Here is a 22,579-nt window from a genome sequence, read left to right as displayed (position 1 = left end):
CAGCAAAGTGATCACGCGATCCACGGGATTCCACGGTAACACCTCCCGGACGGGTACTCGCAGGCCGCACCCGGGTGCGACACCTCGGGGCACCACGACGGCGTCCCGGCACTCAGGGGGCGGCAACCTCGGTCGATGATCGGGTGACCTGCCGGGGCGGCCGCGCCACCGTCGGCGCGGTGTCCGAGGGGTCGGCCTCCGACGGGTCGGCCGGTCGTTGCGCCGGCGCCGCCGGGGCGTCCGGCTCCGGGGTGTCCGGGTCGTCGGGCGCGCTTTCCGCCGGCGTGGCCGCGTCCGGGGGTCGCCCGGCCTTTCCTGGTGGGCCGGCGGGCGGGCCGCTGATCGGGCGGGGATGAACCGCGCCCAGGGGCCCACCACCGCCGGTCGGGCCGTCACCGCCACCAGCCGGCCCGGTCCCGCCGAAGCCGGAATCGTCGTCGGCGCCGTCGTCGCGGGCACGCCCCCCGCCCGGGCGGGTGCGGTCCGCGGCGTGCCGGAGCACCCGCAGCGAGGCCAGCGCGGCCACCGGCACCACCACCGCGGCGGCGGCCCCCGCGATGTCCAGCGCCGCGCCGTCGAGCACGCCACCGAGCACCGCGGCGACCGCGGTACCGGCCAGCGCGGCCCGGACGGCCGGGTAGATGCCGAACAGTCGCGTCAGCCCGCCCCACGGCTGCAACAGGGCGAACCACACCAGCAGGCCACCGGCCAGAGCCAGCAGGGTCAGCGGGCTGTTGACCAGCGTCTCGAAGTTCGCGGCGCTGGACCGGTGCACGGTGAACCCGCCGGTGCCGTCGCCCACGGCGGACAGGAACCGACCCAGGCTGCCCCGCTCCGCCGCCGGACGGCGCAGGTCCACCACGGCGAAGCCGATGCCGACCGCCAGGGCGGCCATGGTGGCCCAGGCCAGCCTGCTGATCGTCAGCCAGCCGCCGGCGCTGATCGCGGCGGCCACGCTCAGCCCGGCGGTCAACGCGATCGCGCCGACCGGATCGGCGCCCAGGTACGGGCTGCCGACCACCACGACGGCGAGACCACCGACGGCCACCATCACCGCCGGCCGCCAGGTGCGGTGCACCCGCTGGGCGAGCCAGCCCGCGCTCAGCAGCGCGCCGGCGAGGAACACCCCCAACCCGACCGTGCTCAGGCCGGAGTACCGGCCACCCTGCAACGCGGAGTAGCCGACCACGCCGTTGAGCTGGAGACGGGCCCCGGTGAGCACGTCCAACCCGACGACGAGGGTGGTGAGGCCGGCCACCGCGCCGAACGGGCCGAGGGTGCCCGCGTACCCGGGGACGAACCGGACCGCCGCGGTGCCGGCCGCCACCAGCAGCGCGGTGACCCCGGCGAAGATCCAACCTGAATGCTCGCCGCGCCACCACGGCACCGCGTCGGCGAGCAGCGCCGCCGGCACGGTCAACGCCGCGGCCACCAGCAGCAGCTCCACCACCGCCACGACCCGCGCGGGCGCCGGCGTCGGCCCCGCCGGCCCGGCGTGCGGGCGGGCCCGACGCAGCAGCGGCAGCACCGCGAGGGCCAGCAGGACCTGCAACCCGGCGAGCAGGGTGAAGAACCGGCCGGAGACGGTCCGCTGCGCGGCCGCCTCCTGGTCCGCGTCGGCCGGCACGGTGATCGCCTCGGCCAGGTCGGCCGGGCGGCCGCCGGTGCTGACCGCCGGCCGGCCGAGGAAGAGCCGCTCCGGCATCGGCCGGCCCAGCGCGGCCAGCGCGGTCGGCGCGAGGTCGACAAGTTGCAGGTAGCCGTCCCGGCCGGTGCTGGCCGAGGTGAGCCAGCCCCGCTCCCAGCCCGGCCCGTCGGCCACCGCCACGTGCAGTCGGGACGGCTGGGCGGTGTCGGAGACCCCGGCGACCAGCACCAGTGAACGCGGCGGCCGGGCGGCCAGCACCCGGGCCAGCTGGGCGTCCGCCGAGCGGGCCGCCGCGGCGCGCGCCGCCGGGTCGGTCCCGTCGACCGTGCCGAGGTCGACGATGCTCAGCACGCACGAGCCGAGCAGCGCGCGCGGATCGGCCGGCAGCCCCGACGCGTACCGGTCGACCCGGCCGAACGGTCGGGCGGCGGCCACCGCCGCACCCGGACCGACCGCGACCGAGCAGCGCACCGACTCCGACAGCGACCCGGGCATGGTGTCCCAGGGCAGCCGCTGCTGGTTGTACTGGACCACGCTCTCCTGATCGGGCAGGTTCGCGCCGATGCCGTCCGGCTGCTCCACAACCACCCCGGCCGGCGGGCAGCCACCGGCCGACCGGCTGCCGTTCCACGCGGCGAAGCTGCCCGCGCCCAGGGTCAACCAGCCGTCCACCGGACAGGTGGGCCGGTGCGCGGAGCGCACCGACAGCGAGCCGATCGAGCCGTCCTGGGCCATCCGCCACAGCGTCGGAGTGGTCTGCGGATCCACGTCCTCCCAGCGCAGCCCCGCGATCCCGGCGAGCACCACGAAGTCAGCGGTGCGCTCCGGACTGCCCTGCGGCGGACGCGCGGACAGCGCGGTGACGCCCAACGCCACCACGAGCACGGTCAACAGGGCGGGGGCGAGTCGGCGCAGCATCACCGGTGTCCCGTCATCGGGGCGTCGGAATCCGGGGTCGCCGGGCCGGTGGGCGTCGCTGCCAACTCGGCGTAGAGGGCCGCCAACGCGGCCACGGTGTCCGCCTCGGTGGGCCACGTCGCCGCCCGCTCGGCGCCGCGCCGGCCCAGCTCGGCCCGGGCCGCCGGGTCGTCGAGCAACACGCGCACCGCCGCGTCGACGGCGTCCACGTCGCCGGCGGGGACCAGCGCGGCGGCATCGCCGACCAGCTCCGGCAGCCCGCCGACCGCGGTGGCCACCAGCGGTACGCCGGCCCGCAGCGCCTCCTGGGCGAAGAGCTGCCGGGCCTCCCAGTCGCTGGTCACCACCGCGAGGTCGGCGCCGGCGAGCAGGTCGGCCACGTCCGTGCGGTGCCCCAGCAGGGTCACCGGGGCGCGGGCCGCCGAGGTCCGGGCGGCCAGCGGCAGGTAGGCCGGGCCACTGCCGGCGATCACCACGACCGGCGGTGGAGTACGGGTACGCCAGCGGGCCGCCGCGTCGATCAGCACGTCGTACCGCTTCTGCGGGTGCAGCCGGCCCACCGAGACGATCAGCGGCTGGTCCGGGCGGACACCGAACTCGGCCCGCACGGCGGCGGGGCGTCGACGCGGCGCGGGCAGCGTCGGCGCGGCGACCGGGGCGAGCCGGGCGTCAGCGGCACCCAGCGCGGCGGCCCGTTCCACCAGGTCCGCGGAGGCCCCGAGGGCCACCCGGGCGCCCCGGGCCACCACCCGCTCGGCGAGCCGGGACATCCCGCCCCGCAACCCGCCGGCGAGCACCGCGTTGTGCCAGGTCACGACCAGCGGGGCGGCCGGACGGGCCAGCACGGCCACCAGCCCGGCGCGCAGACCGTGCGCGTGCACCACGTCGACCCGGGCGGCGGCGAGCGCCCGGCGCAGGGCGAGCACCGCGCGAGCGTCGGCCGGCGTCGGGCTGGCCGGAATCTCCACCGGCTGGAAACGCGCGCCGACCCCGGCGAAGTCGAACTGCTCCTGCGTCGCCGCCGGCCCACACACCAGCACGGTGGCACCGGCCGCGACGAGCCCGCGCGCCACCGAGCGGACGTGCTGGCCGACCCCGCCGGTGCTGGAGGCGAGCACCATCGCAACGCTGCCCGACCATCCGGTGGGCAGGACGGGCTGAGACGGCTCACTCCTCGCGCTCACCGGACCACCGTCTCCTTCCCGTCGTCCTGCTCCGGGGGGACCGCGCCCGGCGTCGGCGTGCCGGCCCCGTCCCGCGACCCGCGCCGTCCCGCCCGGCCCAGACGCCGCAGCACCCCGGCCAGCAGCGGCCGTACGTCCCGCCGGTCGACGAACCAGACCACGGCGAGGAACACGACCCCAACCAGAACCCCGGACAGCATGCCCTGACCGAGTGCCGCCACCATCGTCGGGGTGCCGCCGCCCGGCGTGTCGAACCACCGGGTGAGGCCGAGCCCGGCGAGCGCGGCGAGCACTGCGGCCAGAGCGCCTGCCGCGCCGGCCCGGGTCGCGCCGGCCAACGCCGTACGGCCGGCGCCGCGCCACACCGCCGCGAGCAGCAGCGCCCCGAGCACCAGCATTCCCGCCGAGTTCGCTGCCGTCACCGCGAGTACCCGATCCCGCAGCGGCAGCAGCACGCCGAGCAACAGGACGGCGGCGGGAACCACCAGCCAGCCGACCGCCGTGGCGACGGTTGCCGCCCGGGTTGCCCCCCGGGCGTAGAGCGCCCGGGTGAGCACCGCGAAGAGGCCGTAGCCGAGCAGACCCGGCGCGAACCCGATGATCGCGGCGGCGGCGGTCGAGGCGGTGGCCGCGTTGCTGAAGAAGACCTGCCCGATCGACCCGGCGGTGCCAATCAACGCGGCCGCGCCGAGGCAGCTGAACAGGAGCACCCCACGCACGGCCGGGGCGAGGGTCGCCCGGTAGGTGTCCTCGTCCCCGGCGGCGCGGGCGGCGGCCAGGGTCGGGTACGCGGCGATGGCCAGCGGCACGGTCAGCACCGCCCAGGGCAGCAGATAGACGGTCTGCGCCAGGTTGTACACCCCAGGGTTGGTCTGCGCGCCGTAGGTGACCTGGTGAAGGCTGACGATCAGCGCGATCTGCTGCGTGGTGACGGTGACCGCGCCAGCCACTGCCAGGCCCCCGACCCGGGCCCGCGCGTCGGAGGGGAACCCGAACCCGGGCCGCAACCGCAGGCGCAGCCGCCGCATCGGAATCAGCAGCGACAGCGACAGCACCACCACGCCGAGGGTGGTACCGGCCGAGAGCAGCAGCTCGCCGCCGGGAGTCACCCCGCCGACCGTGGCCAGTCGGCCCTGGGTCGAGGTGAACCCCAGGTAGACGACGATCACGGTGAGGCTGGACAGCAGCGGGGCTAGCACCGGCCAGGCGAAGCGTCGGTGCGCCTGGAGCACCCCGGTGAGCACGATGCCGACGCCGTACAGCGGCAACTGCGGGGCGAAGACCCGCAGCATCCGGGTCCCGCTCTGCTGCTGGGCGGCGGTCAGGCCGTCGCCCAGCGCCCCGATCACCGGCCCGGCCAACAGCACGACCAGCAGCGCGAGCGGCACCAGCAGAGCCAGCGTCCAGGTCAGCAACGCCCCGGTGGTCCGGGCCACCGCCGTCCGGTCGCCGGCGGCGACCGCACCGGCCAGCAGCGGTACGACCAGGCTGGCCAGCGCTCCCCCGGCGACAATCTCGAAGATGAAGTTCGGCACCGCGTTGGCCACCACGTAGGCGCCGCCGAGGTCGGTGGGCGCCAGGCTCCAGGTGAACACGGCGGTACGGCCGAAGCCGGCGAGCCGGCTGAGCACGGTGAGGACGGCGATGAGCGCGGCTGCCCCGGCCAGCCGGCCGGCGCCGGCGAGGGGTGCCGGTCTGGTCACGTCAGTCGGCGCGCCGGCCCAGTGCGTCAAGCTCCCGCAGCCCCGGGGTCCCCTGGATCACCGAGGTGAAGCTGACCTTCTCGCTGGCGGCGGTGAGGCCGGCGAGAACGGCGAGCAGCCCGGCGCGGCCGAGCGGGCCGGTCCGGGCGGCGAGCGCGACGCCGAGCACCGCGCCGAGGGCGTTCGCGCCGCTGTCGCCGAGCATCACGTCCTCGGCCAGGTCGTCGCGGAGCAGACCGGCGGCCGCGCCGGCCGCGCCCGCGGCGATCCCGCCGTGCGGGCCACCGCTCAGGGGCGCGCCGAGCAGCAGCCCCGACTTGATGGCCCGTCCGGGGCGTAGGTCGAGCAGGTTGAGCAGGTTGGCGGTGCCGGCGATCACCCCGGCGCCGAGCAGCACGTCGACGCCCCGGCCGAACGCGCCGTGGCGCTGGCGGCGCGGGTGCGCGGCGACCCGGGGATCGGCGGCGAGCAGCGCGGCGGCGCCCAGCCCGGCGGCGCCCACCCCGACGACCTTGACCAGCCCGGCGGTGACCCGTCCCTCGCGCAGCGCGGCGAGGTGACCGGTGAAGCCCTTCGCGGCCTTCTGCTCCGGGCGGGCGCCGACCACGTCGTCGTACAGCCCGACGCCGCCCGCGCCGAGGCCGGCGACCAGGGCGGCTCCGCCGGAGGCGGCGCTGGTGGCGCCGAACGCGCCGGCTGCGGCCGCGCCGGCGGCAAGCGCCGGCCCGGCGGCCAGGGTCACCGGGCGGCCGCGGAAGTTGGTGCGCTCCAGCGCTGGCCCGATCGGGGCGGTACGCACCTCACGCAGCGCGTACCGGGCGGCGGCGGCGCCGGCTCCGGCGATCAGCAGCCGGCCGAGCGCCTTCACGCCGCCACCTCGCTTCGCTCGGCAGCGGCGGAAGACGCCGCCTTGCTGTACCTCAGGTTCGCTCGCTGCGCTCGCTCACGCGCCGCCTCGTCGGTTTCGGACACGGGGGTACGTCGTTCGCTCACTGGGGCAGTCTAGGCAACAGGCCGGAGGCGGCGTTGTCACCGACGCCGTACTGGCCGGCTTTCTTCTCGGTGAGCTGCTGCGCCAGGGCGAGGCCGCTGACGAACTGGCCCTGCAGGGTGTTGGCGTTGTCGACCGTGGAGATGGTCTGGGAGAGCACGGGGTCGCCGCGGACCACGGCCACCACGTTGCCGCCCGTGGAGCCGTTGCCGCTCACCACGATCGATCCGGTCCGGTCGAACTGCTCGGCGATCTTGACGACCGACTCGTCGCGCTTGTCGGAGTCCTTGTCGACGTACGGTTGCCCGCTGACCACGACGACGGCCTCGGCCGACCCGGTGACCTTGTTGTCGTCGGTGGTCAGGTAGCCGGCGTTGTTGTAGGCGGCGAGTACCGCCCGCCGGTCGGCGTCGCTGACCGGCGCGGTGCCCTGGGCCCGGTCCAGCAGGACGCTGGCCAGCAGGGCGCTGGAGGTCTCCACGCCGTGCCCGTTGCCGGGCAGGCCGGTGGTCTGCGCGGTCGGCCGGGCGGCGGTGACGGCCAACTCCAGCAGGTTGGAGTTGTTGTCCGGGTTGATGAACTTGTCCTGCAGGTCGACCCGGCCGGTGATGGTGGCGCCGGCGAGCTGAATCTTCTTGAGCACGCCCTCGGTGTGGTCGCGCCCGTTGGGCAGGCTGAGCACCAGCACGCGACGGCCGGTGAGGGTGCCCGGGAGGACGACCTGGGACACCTGCTCGGCGAACTCCTCCTCCAGCCCGAGCTGCTTCTCCATGCTGTTGACCTGCTGACGCCACTGCTGGTTGTCCTTGCGCAGCCCGGTGACCTGCTCCTTGAGCGAGTCGGCGACCGGGCCGTTGAGGGCGGCCGTGCCGACCACCAGGCCGATCGCCAGAGCCAGGAAGACCGCGGTGAGGGACACCACGTGGTAGCGGAAGTTGATCACGCTTGCAGCCTCTTGATCGGTCGGGAACTAGAAGAGCCGGTACAGCTGGAACACCAGATTGTCCCACCACTCGGCGGCCACGCCCAGGTATGCCTTCCCGACGGTGGAAACAGCCACCGCGGAGGCCATCGCCGCGACCGCCGAGAGCACCAGCAGCAGCAGCGACGAACCGGAGATGCTCTGCCGGTAGAGCCGACTCACGCCCTTGGCGTCGACCAGCTTGCCGCCGACCTTCAGCCGGGTCAGGAACGTCGAGGCCATCCCACCGCGGCCCTTGTCCAGGAACTCGACCAGCGTGGCGTGGGTGCCGACCGCGACCAGCAGCGAGGCGCCCTTCTCGTCGGCCAGCAGCATGGCCAGGTCCTCGCTGGTCGCCGCCGCCGGGAAGGTCACCGCCGGGACGCCGAGGCCGCTGACCCGGGGCAGCCCGGGCGCCCGCCCGTCCGGGTAGGCGTGCACGATCACCTCGGCGCCGCAGCGCAGCACGTCGTCGGTCACCGAATCCATGTCCCCGATGATCATGTCGGGGGTGTATCCGGCCTCAACCAGCGCGTCGGCGCCACCGTCGACGCCGATCAGCACCGGCTTGAACTCCCGGATGTACGGGCGCAGCACGTCCAGGTCGGCCTTGTAGTCGTAGCCGCGCACCACGATCAGGCAGTGCCGCCCCTGGATCTGGGTCTCGATGTCCGGCACGCCCACGCCGTCGAGCAGCAGATCGCGCTCCTGGCGGAGGTAGTCCATGGTGTTGGCGGCGAACGCCTCCAACTGCACCGACAGCCCCTCCCGGGCGTCGGCCATCGCCTTGGCGACCGACTCGGTGTCCTGCAGGCTGCCGTGCGCCACCGGCTCGTCACCGGCGAAGACCGTGTTGCCCTCGATGCGCACCTGGTCGCCCTCGCGGATCCGCTCGAAGACGCCCTCCCCCAGGTCGTCCAGGAGCGGGATGCCGGCGGCGATCAGCACCTCCGGGCCGAGGTTCGGGTAGCGGCCGGAGACCGAGGGCTTGGCGTTGAGCACCGCCCCGACACCGACGGCGACCAACGAATCGGCCGCCACCCGGTCCAGGTCGACGTGGTCGATGACCGCGATGTCACCGGGCCGTAGCCGACCGACCAGGCGTTTTGTCCGGCGATCGAGGCGCGCGGTGCCGAGGACTCTGCCCGGCTCCGCGATCCGGTTCCGGCGCAACGTGGGTAGACGCATCGTGACCATCCTGGCATGTGAGGCAGCTTTTCTGTCGCGACATGCCTGAGCAGGGCCGCCTACCCAGGGAAGCACACGTCGGCGCAAGCCGGTGTGCTTGCGCCCACAATACGCGGCGTCACGGCCGCCGTTCCTTGGCCGCCACGGCCAGAAGCTCCTCGGCGTGGGCGATACCCAGATCTGAATCTGGCAAACCAGCGAGCATCCGAGCCAGCTCCCGGGCCCGCTCAGTGTCCTCCACCACCCGCACACCGCTCGTGGTCACCGCGCCGCCCGTGTCCTTCGCCACCACCAGGTGCCGGTCGGCGAACGCCGCCACCTGCGGCAGGTGGGTGACGACCAGCACCTGGTGGCTGCGGGCCAGCCGGGCCAGCCGCCGGCCGATCTCCACCGCCGCCTGACCGCCGACCCCCGCGTCGACCTCGTCGAAGACCAGCGTGGGCGGGCCACCCGAACCGGCGAAGACCACCTCGATGGCGAGCATCACCCGGGACAGCTCACCGCCGGAGGCGCCGCGCTGCAACGGCAGCGACGGCGCGCCCGGGTGGGCCAGCAACCGCAGCTCCACCTCGTCGCCGCCGTCCGGGGCGATGCCCACCTCGGCGCCGTTGACCGGCAGCGACGGCTCGGACCGTCCGGCCGGGCGGGGCAGCACCGCGACCTCGATCCGGGCGTGCGGCATGGCCAGGCCGGCCAGCTCGACGGTGACCTGATCGGCGAAGCGGACGGCCGCCTCCTGTCGGGAGACCGACACCCGACCGGCCAGATCGGCCACCTCGCCCGCCAGCCGCTGCCCCTCGCGCTCCAACTCGTCGAGCAGGTCGTCGGAGGTGTCCAGGTCGGACAGTCGGGTGCGGGCCCGCTCGGCCCACGCGATCACCCCGTCGACGTCGTCGGCGTACTTGCGGGTCAGCGCGCGCAGCGCGGCCCGCCGCTCGTAGATGTGCTGCAACCGGGCCGGATCCGCGTCGAGCGTCGCCAGGTACGCCGACAGCTCGGCGGAGACGTCGGTGACCAGGGTGGCCGCCTCCTCCAGCCGGGCCGCCAGCTCACCGAGCGCCGGATCGGTGCCGGACTGCGCCTCCAGGGTGCGCCGGGAGGTGCCCAGCAGCGCCGTCGCGTCCGGTGTCTCGTCGGCCGCCTCCGCGCCGCCGGCCAGGCACTGCTGGGCCACCTGCGCGGCCGTACGCAGCCCCTCGGCGTGCTCGAGGCGCTGCGCCTCGGCCTTCAGCTCGTCATCCTCACCGGGCTGCGGATCGACCCGGGTGATCTCGTCGAGGCCGAGCCGCAGCAGGTCGGCCTCCTGGTTGCGCTCGCGGGCGTTGCGGCGGCGGTCGGCCAGGTCGTCGACGATCCGCCGCCAACCGGTGTACGCCTCGCGCAGCGCGTCGAGCAGCTTCTCGTGCGCCGGGCCGGCGAACCGGTCCAGTGCCGCCCGCTGCTCGGCCGGGCGCAGCAGCCGCAGCTGGTCGGACTGGCCGTGCACGGCCACCGCCTGCTCACCCACCTCACCGAGCATCGACACCGGCATGCTCCGGCCACCGAGGTGGGCACGGGACCGGCCCTCCACCGTCACCGTGCGGCTCAGCAGCAGCGAACCGTCCTCGTCGGGGTCGCCGCCGGCGTCGGTGATCCGGGCGTACACCGCGTCGGCGACCCGGCCCTGCAGGCGCAGCCGCCCCTCCACCACGGCCCGCCCGGGCTGGGCACGGACCCGCCCGGCGTCGGCCCGGCCCCCGAAGAGCAGGCCGAGGCCGGTGACCACCATCGTCTTGCCCGCACCGGTCTCGCCGGTGATGACGTTCATCCCGCCGGTCAACGGCAGCGTGGTGTCCTCGATGACGCCCAGTCCGGTGATGCGCAGCTCTTCCAGCACAGCAACCGACAGTAGACGCGTGGCCCGACACTTGACCAGCCGACGGAGCCGCGGGGCAGGTCGCCGTACGGCCGGCACCGGGCCGACGTACAGTTCTGCCCCGTGTTGGACGTGATCGGCCTGACCCCGGCTGAAGAGGAGCTCTACCGCTGCCTGCTCCAGCTCACCACGGCCCGGATCGACGAGCTGGTCCAGCGGCTGCAACGCCCGCGGGCGCAGGTCGTCGCGCAGGTCGAGGCCCTACGGATCAAGGGCCTGGTGCTGCCCACCGACACCGACCCGGACGCCCCGCTGCGCCCGAGGGCACCGGACGTCGCCCTCGGCGCGGCGCTGCTGCGCCGACAGGAGGACCTGGAGGCGGCCCGGCGGCGGGTCACCCAACTGGCCGAGGAGTACCGGTCCGGGCTGCGCCGTCACCACGGTGACCACCTGGTCGAGGTGATCACCGGGGCGCGGATGCTCCGGGACCGGCTCCGCGATCTGCAGAACTCGGCGCGTACCGAGGTGCTCTGGTTCTGCCGGACGAACCCCCTCGCGATGGCCGGCCCGGAGAACGTCGAGGAGTTCGACGCGCTGGCCCGCGGGGTGAACTACCGGGCCATCTACGAGCGGGACCTGCTGCTGGAACCGGGCGCGCTGGCCGACCTGGCCAAGGGGGTCGCCGCCGGCGAGCAGGCCCGCGTCCTGGACCGGCTGCCGGTCCGACTCGCCATCGTGGACGCCCGCACCGCCATCTGCCCGCTCGTGCCCGACCGCGACGGCGGCGAGCCGAGCGCCGCCGTGATCGGCCGCAGTCAACTGCTCGACGCGCTGCTCGCCCTCTTCGAGAGCCACTGGCGGGTGGCGACCCGGCTGCGCCTGGACGACCCGCTGGCCGTGCCGGCGTCCGAGAGCCGCAGGCCCGACGACCCCGACGACCACCCCGGCGACGGCTACCGACCGGACGCCGACGAGGCGCGGCTGCTGTCGCTGTTCGTGGCCGGGGTGCCGGACAAGTCCATCGCCTCGCAACTCGGGGTGAGCCGTCGGACCGTGCAGCGCCGACTCGCCGACCTGATGGCCGCCGCCGGCGTGGACACCCGGCCCGGGCTGGCCTTCCAGGTCGCCCGGCGGGGCTGGATCTGAGCGAAGGGGCGGGACGGCCCACGGCCGCCCCGCCCCGCGCGCGTCAGCGCAGCCCGTACGCGTCGACCACGGTCTGGTCGACGGTGTTACCGGCCCGGTCGCTGCCGTGCACCCGCAGGGACACCGTGCCCCGGCCGGCCGGGACGGTGGCGGTGAACCGGGTGCCGGAGCCCTTCACCGGCACCTTGCGCCAGGTCTTCCCGCCGTCGAAGGACACCTCGACCCGCAGGCTGGTGCCGGTCGGCGCCGGCACGCCCGCCGGCTGGCGCAGGCTCAACCCCAGCCGGTGCGTCCGACCGCCGGCCACCTGGCCGCGCAGGTCGGCCGGGACCTGGTAGTCGACCTGAAGCAGCGGCAGCGGCCGGGCCTTCTCCTCGGCCGGGCGGGCCGAGGTGAACTGCCAGGCCGTCTCGGTACGGGTGGCGTAGCGCCACTCGTCCGAGGACCGCCGCGTGGTCAGGTCGAGCCGGTAGCGGGCCGACTCCGCCGTGGTGTGCACCGGTGCCCACCCGCCGGAAAGGTCGGCGATCTGCTTCCCGTCCCGACTGAGCCGGGCCTCGACGGAGTCCGACTCCTCGCTGCCGCCGGCCGGACTGTAGTGCCCGTCGGCGTCGACATACTCGGCCACCCGCAGGTCCAACGTGTCCCCGGTGCGGGACGGCACCGGCACCGCAGCGCCGGCCGGGACGGCCGGACGGACCACCGGGACGTGCCAGCTCTCGGTGTCCCGGTCGTCAGCGTCGTACCGCCGGGGCTGCTGGGTGAGCCCGCCGAGCAGACGACCCCAGGACCAGGTGAGCTTGTGCAGGACCTGGTGCTGCCACCAGTTGTCACCGGCGCTGACGAACTCCTGCCGGGTGGTGCCGGTACGCACCAGCCGCTGGTCGTCGTTCCAGGAGGTCTCCTGCCACGGACGCCAGCCGAACCGCTGCTCGGTGGCCCACTCCGAACCGCCGACGTCACCGTAGCGGGCGGTCACCTCGGCGGTGTTCTTCGCGGTGACCGTGTGCACGATCCGCTCCGGCACCCGACCCTTCGAGACCTGCCACACGTCGTACAGGTACGGGCTGTCCACGGTCAGCGTCAGGTCCAGCGTCGCGCGGCCCTTGCGGACCGTCGCGATCAACCGCTGCCCGTCGTCGTACGCCACCGCCATCGCGGGCACGGGAAGCCGGTCGCCCACCGGGTTCCAGACGGTCCACGCGCTGAAGTCCGCCGGGCGGACGATGAGCACCGACTTCGCACCGGCCGCCGCGGCCGCCGCGATCTGCTCCTCCTCGGAGACATCCGGGCTGCCGCTGAGCAGTGCCGCGGCGCCCCGCACCCCGGCCAGCTCGGCGGGGGTGCCGGTGCCGGCCCAGACCAGCGGCAGCTTCTGCCGTCCGATCGGCGCCGGCGAATAACCCATCAGGTTGATGTCCAGCGGACCGGAGAATCCGCTGATCCGGGCGTCCACCATCGGTGCGACCAGCTGCCAGCGCGAGGCGAACTCGAATTCGCCCTGGCGCACCGCGCGGGTCGGCGTGACGTTGACCTGCTGGATGGTGCTGAAGGTCATCACGCCGTGGTCGACCTGCCGGCCGTTGCCGAAGACCCGGTGCTCGTAGAAGCTGATCGCGGCCCGCTGCTCGGTCGGTTTCGGCGTCTCGATCCGCACCGGGGTGCCCTTGCGCGGGTCGAGCACCACGGTGACGTCCCCGGTGACCATCAGCTCCGGGTCGGTGACCAGGGTGATCTGCTCGTCCAGCGGAGCGCCGTGCTCGATCAGCGCCTCGACCAGGTAGGGGCCCTCCTCGACCTGCACCTGCGTCTCGCCGCCGGCCCAGCCGATGTAGTCGGACTCGGGGTGCTCGCCGAAGAGGGTGAGCACCGGCGACATGCCCGGCTGCCCCTGCATGTCCAGCACCCGGAAGGTGACCGTGTGCTGCGGGCCGCTCAGGGTGAGCCCGACCGCCGTACGCACCGCCACGCCGTCCGCGCCGGTGGCCACCAGCCACCCGCCGTGCGGGCCACGGTCCAGCTTCGCCGGGTCGGCGCGCAGCGGAACGGCCACGCTGCCGCCCGCCGGCACGGTGACCTCGCCGCCGCCGACGGTGACCCCGTCGGCCTCGGCCGCGCCGCTGTCCAGGTTGCGCAGCTCCAGGGCCAGCCGCAGGGTCTGCGGGGCCGCCGTGCCGTTGGTGTACGTGACGGTCCGCTCGACCGCCGCACCGCCGGTGGACACCCGACCGAAGTCGGCGGTGCCCGAGCCGTACACCCGCTGGCTGAGCGCCCGGGCCACGTCGACCCGGCCGCCGCCCTGCTCGAAGACGGTCAGCGCCGGGTTCGCCTTCGTGGTGCTCACCAGCGCGTCCTTGAGCTTCCCGGCCGTCCAGTCCGGGTGTTCCTGGGCGAGGATCGCGGCCGCGCCGGCGACGTGCGGGGTGGCCATCGAGGTGCCGGACGCCGTCGTGTACGCGTCCCCCACCGGCGTACCCATGGTGGTGCCAGCGGCCCGGGCGGCGATGATGCCGACGCCCGGCGCGGTGATCTCCGGCTTGAGGCCGTTGTCGCCGAGCCGCGGGCCGCGGCTGGAGAAGTCCGCGAGGTTGTCGTCGCGGTCGACCGCGCCGACGGTGAGCGCCGCGGCGGCCGCGCCTGGCGAGCCGACGGTACGCGCCGCGCCCTCGTTGCCGGCGGCGATGACGAACAGTGCCCCGGTCTCGGCGGTCAGGTCGTTGACGGCCTGGCTCATCGGGTCGGTGCCGTCGGTGGCGGAGCCGCCGAGGCTCATGCTGACGACCTTCGCGCCGGAGTGGGCGGCCCACTCCATGCCCGCGATGATGGACGATTCGTAGCCGGAGCCGGCGTCGTCGAGCACCTTGCCGACCAGCAGTCGCGCGCCGGGGGCGACGCCCTTGCGCAGCCCGGCGGAGGCGGCGCCGCTGCCGGCGATGGTGGCCGCCACGTGGGTGCCGTGGCCGTGCCCGTCGTTGGCGCTGCCACTGCCGGAGAAGTCCTGCGCCTCGGTGATCCGCCCGGCCAGGTCGGGGTGGGTGGCGTCGACGCCGGTGTCGAGCACCGCCACCTTCACGCCGTTGCCGTCCCGGCCGGCCGCCCAGGCCGCCGGGGCGCCGATCTGCGGCACGCTGTGCTCCAGCGTCGGGCGGACCTTCCCGTCCAGCCAGATCCGGGCGACGCCGGCGCCGAGCCGGGCCTGCGCACCGGCGGTACGGGCCTGCGGGGTGCCGCGCAGCGTCGTCCACAGGCCGCCGAGGTCACCCTTGCCGACCCGCAGCGCCGCGCCGTTGATGCTCTCCAGCGGCCGGGCGTCGGTGGCGCCGGCGAGCGGCCGGACCCGGCCGGCGGCCGGCTCCTGGTAGCGCACGATCAGCGGCAGCGCGCCCTGCGCGGCGTCGCCGTACCCGTCGGCGGCCAGCTCCTGCACGTCGAACAGGTTCGGGTCGAGCACCCCTGCGGAGACGTACGGCACGACGTCGCTGGGCAGCACCCGCAGCCCGCCGTCGGCCTCCACGGTGTGGAAGGTGATCCGCTCGCGGCCGGGGCCGGGGCGGACGGTGGCGGCCAGCCGGCCGGGCGCCGCCTGCACCAGTGCGACCTGGTCGCCGGTGATGAGGGTGATGTGGACGGGCGCGGTACCCGGGACGGTCGGACCCGGGTTCGGGCCGGTGGGCCGGGCGGGCGGGTCGGCGGACGCCGGTGCGGCGAGCCCGACGACCAGCGCGCCGACCGCGCCGGCGGTCAGCCAGCGTGGGGGCCATTGCATGCGATGCGCTCCTCTACTCCAGGGGGGCCGGTCTCAGGGAGATCGACCGATCGGAGTCTGCGACGCAGCGCGTCGGCTGGTCACTAGCTGCGGTGCGCCGCACCAGCGACATGTCGCCAGGTGGACATCGGGCGGCGGACGGCGGGCCGTCGGATGTCCGGCGGGTTTCCACCGGACATCCGGGATCCCGTCGCCCCGTCGAGGCGATGCCGTGCCGGGCGGCGGGTCAGCGGCGAGAGCCGCGCCAGCCGTGCACGGGCAGCCCGAACTTGGCGACCAGCCGGTCGGTGAACGGGCGGGCCCGCAACCGGACGATGCGCACCGGCAGCGCGCCTCTGCGCACCGTGACCCGGGCGCCGGGCGGCAGGTCGTAGACCCGTCGCCCGTCGCAGCAGAGCACGGCGAGGGTGGTGAACGGGTCGACGGTGATCACGAACGTGGACGTCGGGGCGGTGACCAGCGGACGGCTGAACAACGCGTGCGCGCTGATCGGCACCAGCAGCAGCGCCTCCACCTCCGGCCAGACCACCGGCCCGCCGCCGGAGAACGCGTACGCGGTGGAGCCGGTGGGGGTGGCGCAGACCACGCCGTCGCATCCGTAACGGGACAGCGGCCGGCCGTCCACGTCGACGAGGAGTTCGAGCATCTGCGCCCGCTCGCCCTTCTCGACGCTGATCTCGTTGAGCGCCCAGGACTCGATGGTCGGGCCACCGTCGAACTCGGCCGTGACATCCAGGGTGAGCCGCTCGTCCACCGTGTAGTTGCGCCCGACGACGTCACGGACCGCGGTGTCCAGGTCGTTGATCTCGGCCTCGGCCAGGAAGCCCACCTTGCCAAGGTTTATGCCGAGCAGAGGCGCCTTCGCCGGACGGGCCAGCTCGGCCGCGCGCAGGAACGTGCCATCCCCGCCGAGCGCGAAGACGATCTCGGCGCCCTCGGCGGCCTCCGGGCCGGCGACCGGCACCACCCCGGGCAGGTCGAGGTCGTCGGCCTCCTCGGCGATCACCCGGACCTCGAACCCCGCGGCGATGAGATCGGCGGCGACGGCGCGGGCGTGCTCGGTGCTGCGCCGACGGCCGGTGTGGGTCACCAGCAGCGCGGTCCGGCTCATCGCAGCGGCCGCCCGTCCACGGCGGGACGACGCCCAGCCGTCGCCGTCGCCGCCCCGGTGCGACCGCGTGTCCCGCGCGCCGTCCCGGAACGCTCGCTGCACGCGTTCATCCTGCGACCTCCTCCGCCGCCGCCGCGTCCGGCACGTCGCCGGTCGTCGTCAGGCCGTCCGGCCCGGCCGCCACCACGGCCCGCACCCGCTGCGGGTCGGCCGGCGGTGCGCCCCGGCGCAACCATACGAAGAACTCCACGTTGCCGCTCGGCCCCGGCAGCGGGCTGGCCGCCACGTCGGCCAGCCCGAGGCCGAGCTGTGCCGCCGCGGCGGCCACGTCGAGCACCGCCTCGGCGCGCAGCGCCGGCTCGCGGACCACACCACCGGCGCCGACCCGGTCCTTGCCCACCTCGAACTGCGGCTTGACCATCAACGCCAGGTCGCCGTCCTCCCGGGTGCAGCCGGCCAGCGCCGGCAACACCAGCCGGAGCGAGATGAACGACAGGTCCGCCACCGTGAGGTCGACCGGCCCGCCGATCACCTCAGGGTCGAGCGTACGAACGTTGGTGCGCTCCAGGACCCGGACCCGCTCGTCGGTGCGCAGCGACCAGGCGAGCTGCCCGTAGCCGACGTCCACGGCCACCACCTCGGCGGCACCGGCGCGCAGCAGTACGTCGGTGAAGCCGCCGGTCGACGCGCCGGCGTCCAGGCAGCGCCGGCCGGCGACGGTCAGCCCGGCGGGACCGAACACGGCCAACGCGCCGGCGAGCTTGTGCCCGCCCCGGGAGACGTACTCCTCGGCCGGGTCGGCGCCGGTGACCAGCAGCGGGTCGGCGGGGTCGACCATCGCGGCGGCCTTGCGCGCGGGCACCCCGCGCAGCTGGACGCGGCCGGCCTCCACCAGCGCGGCGGCCTGCTCGCGGGAGCGGGCCAGACCGCGGCGGACGAGTTCGGCGTCCAGCCGGTTACGACGTGCCATGGGTGGTTCTCCGGTCTGCTCAGGCCTGGTCGTCCCGCTCAGGTCTGGTCGATGGTGGCGAGGGTTTCCCGCAGCGTCTCGTAGGCCGCCTCGTACTGCGCGATCTGGTCCGCCGGGGCGAGCGTCGCCGCGTTGGCCATGGCCTGCACGGCGGCGTCGACGGCAGGGTGCCGCGCCTCGTCGTCCCCCAGCTCCGGCGGCGGGCCCGGGCGGACGCTCGCTGGCGGGCCCGGTCGGGCGGCGAACGACCCGCTGGCGGGCGGACCGGGCCGGATGCCCGGCTGCGGGCCTGGACGCGCGCCGGGCGGCGGGCCCGGGCGCACGCCACCGGTCACCGAGGGCTCCGGTCGGTCGGCGCGACGCTCACCGGGTGTCGTCCGGCCGCTGCTCGCCGACCGCCTTCTTGGTCGGCATGTCCGCCGGAGTCGGGGCCTCGTCGGTGGTCCGGCTGATCGTCGCCGGTGGCTTCCTCGCGATGGCCTTCTTGGCCACGGCCTTCTTCGCGATGGCCTTCTTGGCGACGGCCTTCTTCGCCACGGCCTTCTTGGCCACCGGCGCGGAGACCGGAGCGCCCGCCTCGCCGTCCGACGGCACCAGACCGGCGTCGGGCTGTGCGGCGCGGGTCGGGTCAGGCTGTGCGGTGGAACCGGCCGGCGGCGCGCCGGACGGCTCGGCGGTCCGCGCCTCGCGCAACTGCCGTTCCAGGTCGCGCACCCGTCGGGTCAGCTCGGCCACCTCATCCGCGGTTGCCAGGCCGACCGCGCCGAGGGCCCGATCGACCTCGAAACGGACCAGCTTGGTCAGCGCCTCCCGGTTGGCCGCGCCGGTGGTGACCAGTTCCTCACCGAGTGCCTGGAGTTGGGCGGCCGTCGCGCCGCCGGAGCCGACGAGGCGACGCGCCACGTCCTGAGCCTTCTTCCGGGGCGCCTCCGCCAGGCCCATGGCCAGTTCGAGGTAGGCGCGCCACGCGTCCTGCATGCCTGAATCCTTCCGCGGGGCGGGGTGTGCAGGTGCCACGCTACCGGGCACCCCGGACTGTCCTGTGCGGTACGGTGCCGAGGACGGCGTGGCGATCAAAAAGGGGGAGATGTGGCCAGCGTGGACGAGTGCCGGCAGGCATTGCAGGAGCTGGCCGCCCGGCTGGATCGCAACGCCCAGACGGTGCGTGAACGGATCGACCTGGACCGGACGCTGGCCTGCCGGATCACCGACCTGGAGACCGCTTTCCACGGCCGGATCAGCGGCGGGCGGCTGGTCGAGCTGACCGACGGCGACGACCCCAAGGCCAAGATCGCGCTGAGCACGTCCAGCGACGACCTGCTCGCCCTGGTCCGCGGCGACCTGGACGTCACCGGGGCAGTGGCCTCCCGCCGCGTGTCGATCAAGGCCAACCCGTTCGACCTGATGAAGCTGCGCAAGCTGCTCTGACGAACGCCGGCGCGTTCGGCCGGCGACCGGGTCATCCTCCCGCGGGCAGACCGAGGCTCTCCAACGCGTGGGCCGCATCCGGTCCCACCGAGCGGATCTGCGGCAACACCGGGGCCGACCACGCCGCCGCGCAGAGCGCGGCCAACGCGTCCAACGGCCGACCCGAACCGGCCAGCTCCAGCGCACCGTCGCGGTCCGTCACCGACCAGCCGCCAGCGTCCGCCGGACCCGGGACCCGCACCACGGCGGCCGGGTCGAAGAGCCCCGCCAGGTCCTGCGCGACGTACGTGGGACGGCGCTTTGGCTCGGCGGCCAACAGGTCGGGTACGCGGCTGACACCGGTGAGCACGAGCAGGCTGTCCAGCCCGGCCCGCCGGGCGCCCTCGATGTCGGTGTCCAACCGGTCGCCGACGACCAGCGCCCGGCCGCCGTCGCTACGCCGGGCAGCGGTCTCGAACAACGCCGACTCCGGCTTGCCGACCACCACGTCAGGGTCCCGCTCCAACGCGGTACGCAGCACGGCGACCAGCGAGCCGTTGCCGGGCAGCGGGCCCCGGCCACTGGGCAACGTCCGGTCGGTGTTGGTGGCGATCCAGATCGCGCCGGCCCGCACCGCGAGCGACGCCTCGGCCAGCTCGGCCCAGCCGACCTGCGGACCGTAGCCCTGCACCACGGCTGCCGGTTTCTCATCCGCCTGGGAGACCGGGGTCAGCCCGACAGCGCGCAGCTCGGCGCGCAGCGCCTCCGCGCCGACCACGAGTACCGGCGCACCGGCGGGCAGCCGGTCGCGCAGCAGCTCCGCCGAGGCCGCAGCGGAGGTGAGCACCTCCTCCGGCCGGGCTGGCACGCCCATCCCGGTCAGCAGGTCGGCGACCTCGCTGGACCGGCGGGAGGCGTTGTTGGTGGCGTAGGCCACCGCCCGCCCCTCAGCGTGCAGCCGGGCCACCGCCTCGGCGGCACCGGGGATCGGCCGGTCGATCAGGTAGATCACCCCGTCCAGGTCGAAGACGACCAGGGTGTACCCGTCGATCAGCCGCTCCCCGGCATCCGCGCTCACCGCTGCGTCGACCCCGACTCGTCACCCCGGTCCGGAGCGCTCCCGTCGGTGTTCACCGCGTCGCCGTCGCCAGCCGCATCGGCCGCGGTGGTGTCCGCCTCGACCTCACCCGGGTGACGGTCCTCGTCCTCGCCGTCAAGGTCCTCGTCGACGCCGGAGCGACCGGCAGGGCCGTCCTCCTCGTCGTCGTCGAAGTCCTCGTCGTCGAGGTCGTCCTCGTCGTCCTCGTCGTCCTCGTCGTCGTCGTCGTCGTCGAGGTCGTCGTCCTCGTCGAGGTCGTCTTCGTCGTTCTCGTCGTCGTCCTCGTCGTCGTCCTCGTCCTCGTCGTCGTCTTCGTCGTCACCGGCGGTGAGCTCGGTGTCCGGTCGAGCCGGCACCGCGCCGGGAGTACCCGGACCAGCGGCGATCTCCTCGGCCATCTCGTCCTCGTCGTCGCCCTCGATGAGCACGCCGTCGAGTTCCAGCAGCCGCTCCGCGGCGTCGGTCTCGCCCTCGGTGTCCACGTCAGCGGCGCGGGAGAACCACTCGCGGGCCTCCTCGCGCCGACCCACCGCGAGCAGCGCGTCGGCGTACGCGTAACGCAGCCGCGCCGTCCACGGCACGGTGGCCTCGCTCGTGAGGTCCGGGACCTGGAGCATCGCCACGGCGGCGTCCTTCTGCCCGAGGTCGCCCCGGGCGCCGGCGGCGACGATCAGCAGCTCGATCGCCACGGCCTGGTCCAGCTTGTCCCGGTCGGCGCCGCGGAACAGGTCGATGGCCCGCTCCGGCCGACCCAGGGCACGCTCACAGTCCGCGAGCACGGCCAGGTGGCTCTGCAGTCCGCTCATCCGGTGGTACGTGCGCAGCTCGGCGATCGCCGTCTGCCACTCCCCCGCGTGGTACGCGGCCAGGCCGACCGCCTCACGGACGGCGGAGATGCGCGACGCGAGCCGCCGTGCGGCCAGCGCGTGCGCCAGCGCCTCGGCCGGATCCTCGTCGATCAACTGGCCGGTGGCGACCAGGTGCCGCGCCACCGACTCGGCGACCGGCTTGTTCAGCGAGAGCAGCTCGGCGCGAACGTCCTTGTCAAGATCGGTCGCGAGGATGTCGTCCGGCAACGCCGGAGCCTGGCTGCGCCCGCCCTCGGACGAACCGGAGCCCGCACCACGGTCATCGCGGCGGAACTCACCCTCGCGACGCGGCCGCTCGTCGGCCCGGAAGCCGCCCTCGCGGTCGCCACCACGGTAGCCACCCTCACGGCGGTCACCACCGCGGAAGCCGCCCTCACGGTCGCCACCACGGAAGCCGCCGCCCTCACGCGGGGCGCTCTGCCGGGAACCATCGCGGTCGCCACCACGGAAGCCGCCGCCTTCACGGCGGTCACCACCGCGGAAGCCACCCTCGCGGGGAGCGCCGCCCTCACGGCGGTCACCACCGCGGAAGCCACCCTCGCGGGGAGCGCCGCCCTCGCGACGGTCACCACCGCGGAAGCCACCCTCACGGCGCTCGCCGCCCCGGAAGCCGCCCTCACGGTCGCCGCCCCGGAAGCCGCCCTCACGGGGCGCGCCACCCTCACGGCGATCGCCGCCACGGAAACCACCCTCGCGCGGGGCGCCGCCCTCGCGACGGTCACCACCCCGGAAACCACCCTCACGGCGCTCGCCGCCCCGGAAGCCGCCCTCGCGGGGCGCGCCACCTTCGCGACGGTCACCGCCGCGGAAGCCGCCGCCCTCACGGCGCTCGCCGCCCCGGAAACCGCCCTCGCGGGGCGCGCCGCCCTCGCGACGGTCACCGCCCCGGAAACCGCCCTCACGACGGTCACCACCGCGGAAACCACCGTCGCGGTCACCACCGCGGAAGCCGCCCTCGCGGTCACCACCGCGGAAGCCACCCTCGCGGCGCTCGCCGCCACGGAACCCGCCGTCGCGATCACCGCCCCGGAAGCCGCCGCCCTCACGCGGGGCACCAGGCCGGGAACCATCGCGGTCGCCACCACGGAAGCCGCCGCCCTCGCGGCGCTCGCCGCCACGGAACCCACCCTCGCGGTCACCGCCACGGAAACCACCCTCGCGGGACGGGCCGGAGCGGCTGCGATCGCCGCCCTGGTAGCCGCCCTCACGACGATCGCCACCACGGAAGCCGCCGCCCTCGCGGTCACCGCCGCGGTAGCCACCCTCACGGGGCGCACCCGAACGCGAACCGTCCCGGTCACCACCACGGAAACCACCCTCGCGACGGTCACCACCCCGGAAGCCGCCCTCGCGGGAGCCACCCGAGCGCGAACCGTCGCGGTCGCCACCGCGGAAACCACCCTCACGAGGCGCACCCGAACGCGAACCGTCCCGGTCACCACCACGGAAGCCACCCTCGCGGGAGCCACCCGAGCGCGAACCGTCGCGGTCACCACCACGGAAGCCACCCTCGCGGGAGCCACCCGAGCGCGAACCGTCGCGGTCACCACCACGGAAGCCACCCTCGCGCGGAGCGCTGGACCGCGAACCATCGCGGTCGCCGCCGCGGTAGCCACCCTCACGAGGCGCACCCGAACGCGAACCGTCGCGGTCACCACCGCGGAAACCACCCTCGCGGGAGCCACCCGAGCGCGAACCGTCGCGGTCACCACCACGGAAGCCACCCTCGCGCGGAGCGCTGGACCGCGAACCATCGCGGTCGC

General features: G+C 75.0%; 16 protein-coding genes. 2 read left to right on the top strand and 14 right to left on the bottom strand.

Annotated elements, in window-relative coordinates; all coding sequences use genetic code 11:
- Positions 1–112: 112 nt before the first annotated feature.
- The 7 genes from ACFYPS_RS29920 to recN form a co-directional block, all read right to left on the bottom strand.
- The gene (locus tag ACFYPS_RS29920) at positions 113–2,566 is read right to left on the bottom strand and encodes a hypothetical protein (RefSeq protein ID WP_354968495.1); all 2,454 of its coding nucleotides are present in this window, start codon (positions 2,564–2,566) and stop codon (positions 113–115) included.
- Positions 2,566–3,687 (bottom strand): glycosyltransferase family 4 protein, encoded by a 1,122-nt coding sequence (locus ACFYPS_RS29915; RefSeq protein ID WP_354968511.1) that lies wholly within the window; start codon positions 3,685–3,687, stop codon positions 2,566–2,568. Before ACFYPS_RS29915 ends, ACFYPS_RS29920 begins: the two co-directional genes overlap by 1 nt.
- A gap of 59 nt (positions 3,688–3,746) precedes the next feature.
- Positions 3,747–5,453, bottom strand: coding sequence for a murein biosynthesis integral membrane protein MurJ (gene murJ, locus ACFYPS_RS29910; protein ID WP_387328730.1), 1,707 nt, complete (start codon positions 5,451–5,453; stop codon positions 3,747–3,749).
- A gap of 1 nt (position 5,454) precedes the next feature.
- Positions 5,455–6,321: a hypothetical protein gene (locus ACFYPS_RS29905; RefSeq protein ID WP_354968496.1), complete on the bottom strand. Its 867-nt coding sequence runs from the start codon at positions 6,319–6,321 to the stop codon at positions 5,455–5,457.
- A gap of 121 nt (positions 6,322–6,442) precedes the next feature.
- Complete coding sequence (locus ACFYPS_RS29900; protein WP_354968497.1) at positions 6,443–7,387, bottom strand: copper transporter; 945 nt, start codon at positions 7,385–7,387, stop codon at positions 6,443–6,445.
- Positions 7,388–7,414: 27 nt separating this feature from the next.
- Positions 7,415–8,593, bottom strand: a complete 1,179-nt coding sequence (gene steA / locus ACFYPS_RS29895; protein ID WP_354968499.1) for a putative cytokinetic ring protein SteA — start codon at positions 8,591–8,593, stop codon at positions 7,415–7,417.
- Positions 8,594–8,711: 118 nt separating this feature from the next.
- The gene (recN, locus tag ACFYPS_RS29890) at positions 8,712–10,469 is read right to left on the bottom strand and encodes a DNA repair protein RecN (protein WP_354968500.1); all 1,758 of its coding nucleotides are present in this window, start codon (positions 10,467–10,469) and stop codon (positions 8,712–8,714) included.
- Between the two features lie 102 nt (positions 10,470–10,571).
- On the opposite strand from recN, the gene ACFYPS_RS29885 reads away from it, so the two are divergent.
- Positions 10,572–11,594, top strand: coding sequence for a helix-turn-helix domain-containing protein (locus ACFYPS_RS29885; RefSeq protein ID WP_354968501.1), 1,023 nt, complete (start codon positions 10,572–10,574; stop codon positions 11,592–11,594).
- A gap of 43 nt (positions 11,595–11,637) precedes the next feature.
- Here the strand turns inward: ACFYPS_RS29885 and ACFYPS_RS29880 are convergent, their stop codons facing one another.
- The 5 genes from ACFYPS_RS29880 to ACFYPS_RS29860 all read right to left on the bottom strand — a co-directional run bounded on the left by ACFYPS_RS29880 (position 11,638) and on the right by ACFYPS_RS29860 (position 18,419).
- Complete coding sequence (locus ACFYPS_RS29880; RefSeq protein ID WP_387328724.1) at positions 11,638–15,360, bottom strand: S8 family serine peptidase; 3,723 nt, start codon at positions 15,358–15,360, stop codon at positions 11,638–11,640.
- A gap of 226 nt (positions 15,361–15,586) precedes the next feature.
- Positions 15,587–16,471, bottom strand: coding sequence for an NAD kinase (locus tag ACFYPS_RS29875; protein ID WP_121656375.1), 885 nt, complete (start codon positions 16,469–16,471; stop codon positions 15,587–15,589).
- A 106-nt stretch (positions 16,472–16,577) separates the two neighbouring features.
- The gene (locus ACFYPS_RS29870) at positions 16,578–17,441 is read right to left on the bottom strand and encodes a TlyA family RNA methyltransferase (RefSeq protein ID WP_387328721.1); all 864 of its coding nucleotides are present in this window, start codon (positions 17,439–17,441) and stop codon (positions 16,578–16,580) included.
- Between the two features lie 38 nt (positions 17,442–17,479).
- Positions 17,480–17,776 carry a hypothetical protein gene (locus tag ACFYPS_RS29865; protein ID WP_354968504.1) on the bottom strand — a complete coding sequence of 99 codons (297 nt, stop codon included), beginning with the start codon at positions 17,774–17,776 and terminating at the stop codon, positions 17,480–17,482.
- A 28-nt stretch (positions 17,777–17,804) separates the two neighbouring features.
- Positions 17,805–18,419 (bottom strand): hypothetical protein, encoded by a 615-nt coding sequence (locus ACFYPS_RS29860; RefSeq protein ID WP_387328718.1) that lies wholly within the window; start codon positions 18,417–18,419, stop codon positions 17,805–17,807.
- Between the two features lie 111 nt (positions 18,420–18,530).
- Between ACFYPS_RS29860 and ACFYPS_RS29855 the strand changes: the two genes are divergently transcribed.
- Positions 18,531–18,869: an SCP2 sterol-binding domain-containing protein gene (locus ACFYPS_RS29855; protein WP_354968506.1), complete on the top strand. Its 339-nt coding sequence runs from the start codon at positions 18,531–18,533 to the stop codon at positions 18,867–18,869.
- A 31-nt stretch (positions 18,870–18,900) separates the two neighbouring features.
- On the opposite strand, the gene ACFYPS_RS29850 is transcribed toward ACFYPS_RS29855, so the two are convergent.
- Together ACFYPS_RS29850 and ACFYPS_RS29845 are read right to left on the bottom strand one after the other, a co-directional pair.
- Entirely contained in the window at positions 18,901–19,926 is a 1,026-nt protein-coding gene (locus ACFYPS_RS29850; RefSeq protein ID WP_354968507.1) for an HAD-IIA family hydrolase, read from the bottom strand.
- A complete protein-coding gene (locus ACFYPS_RS29845; protein WP_387328714.1) occupies positions 19,923–20,939 on the bottom strand; it encodes a hypothetical protein in 1,017 nt (338 codons plus the stop codon). The genes ACFYPS_RS29850 and ACFYPS_RS29845 overlap by 4 nt, the downstream gene beginning before the upstream one ends.
- Between the last annotated feature and the right edge of the window lie 1,640 nt (positions 20,940–22,579).

This window comes from Micromonospora sp. NPDC005087, from assembly GCF_042872965.1.
Classification (GTDB): domain Bacteria; phylum Actinomycetota; class Actinomycetes; order Mycobacteriales; family Micromonosporaceae; genus Micromonospora.
Note: the sequence above shows the minus strand (reverse complement) of the source record. Positions and strands in the feature narration are given on the sequence as shown.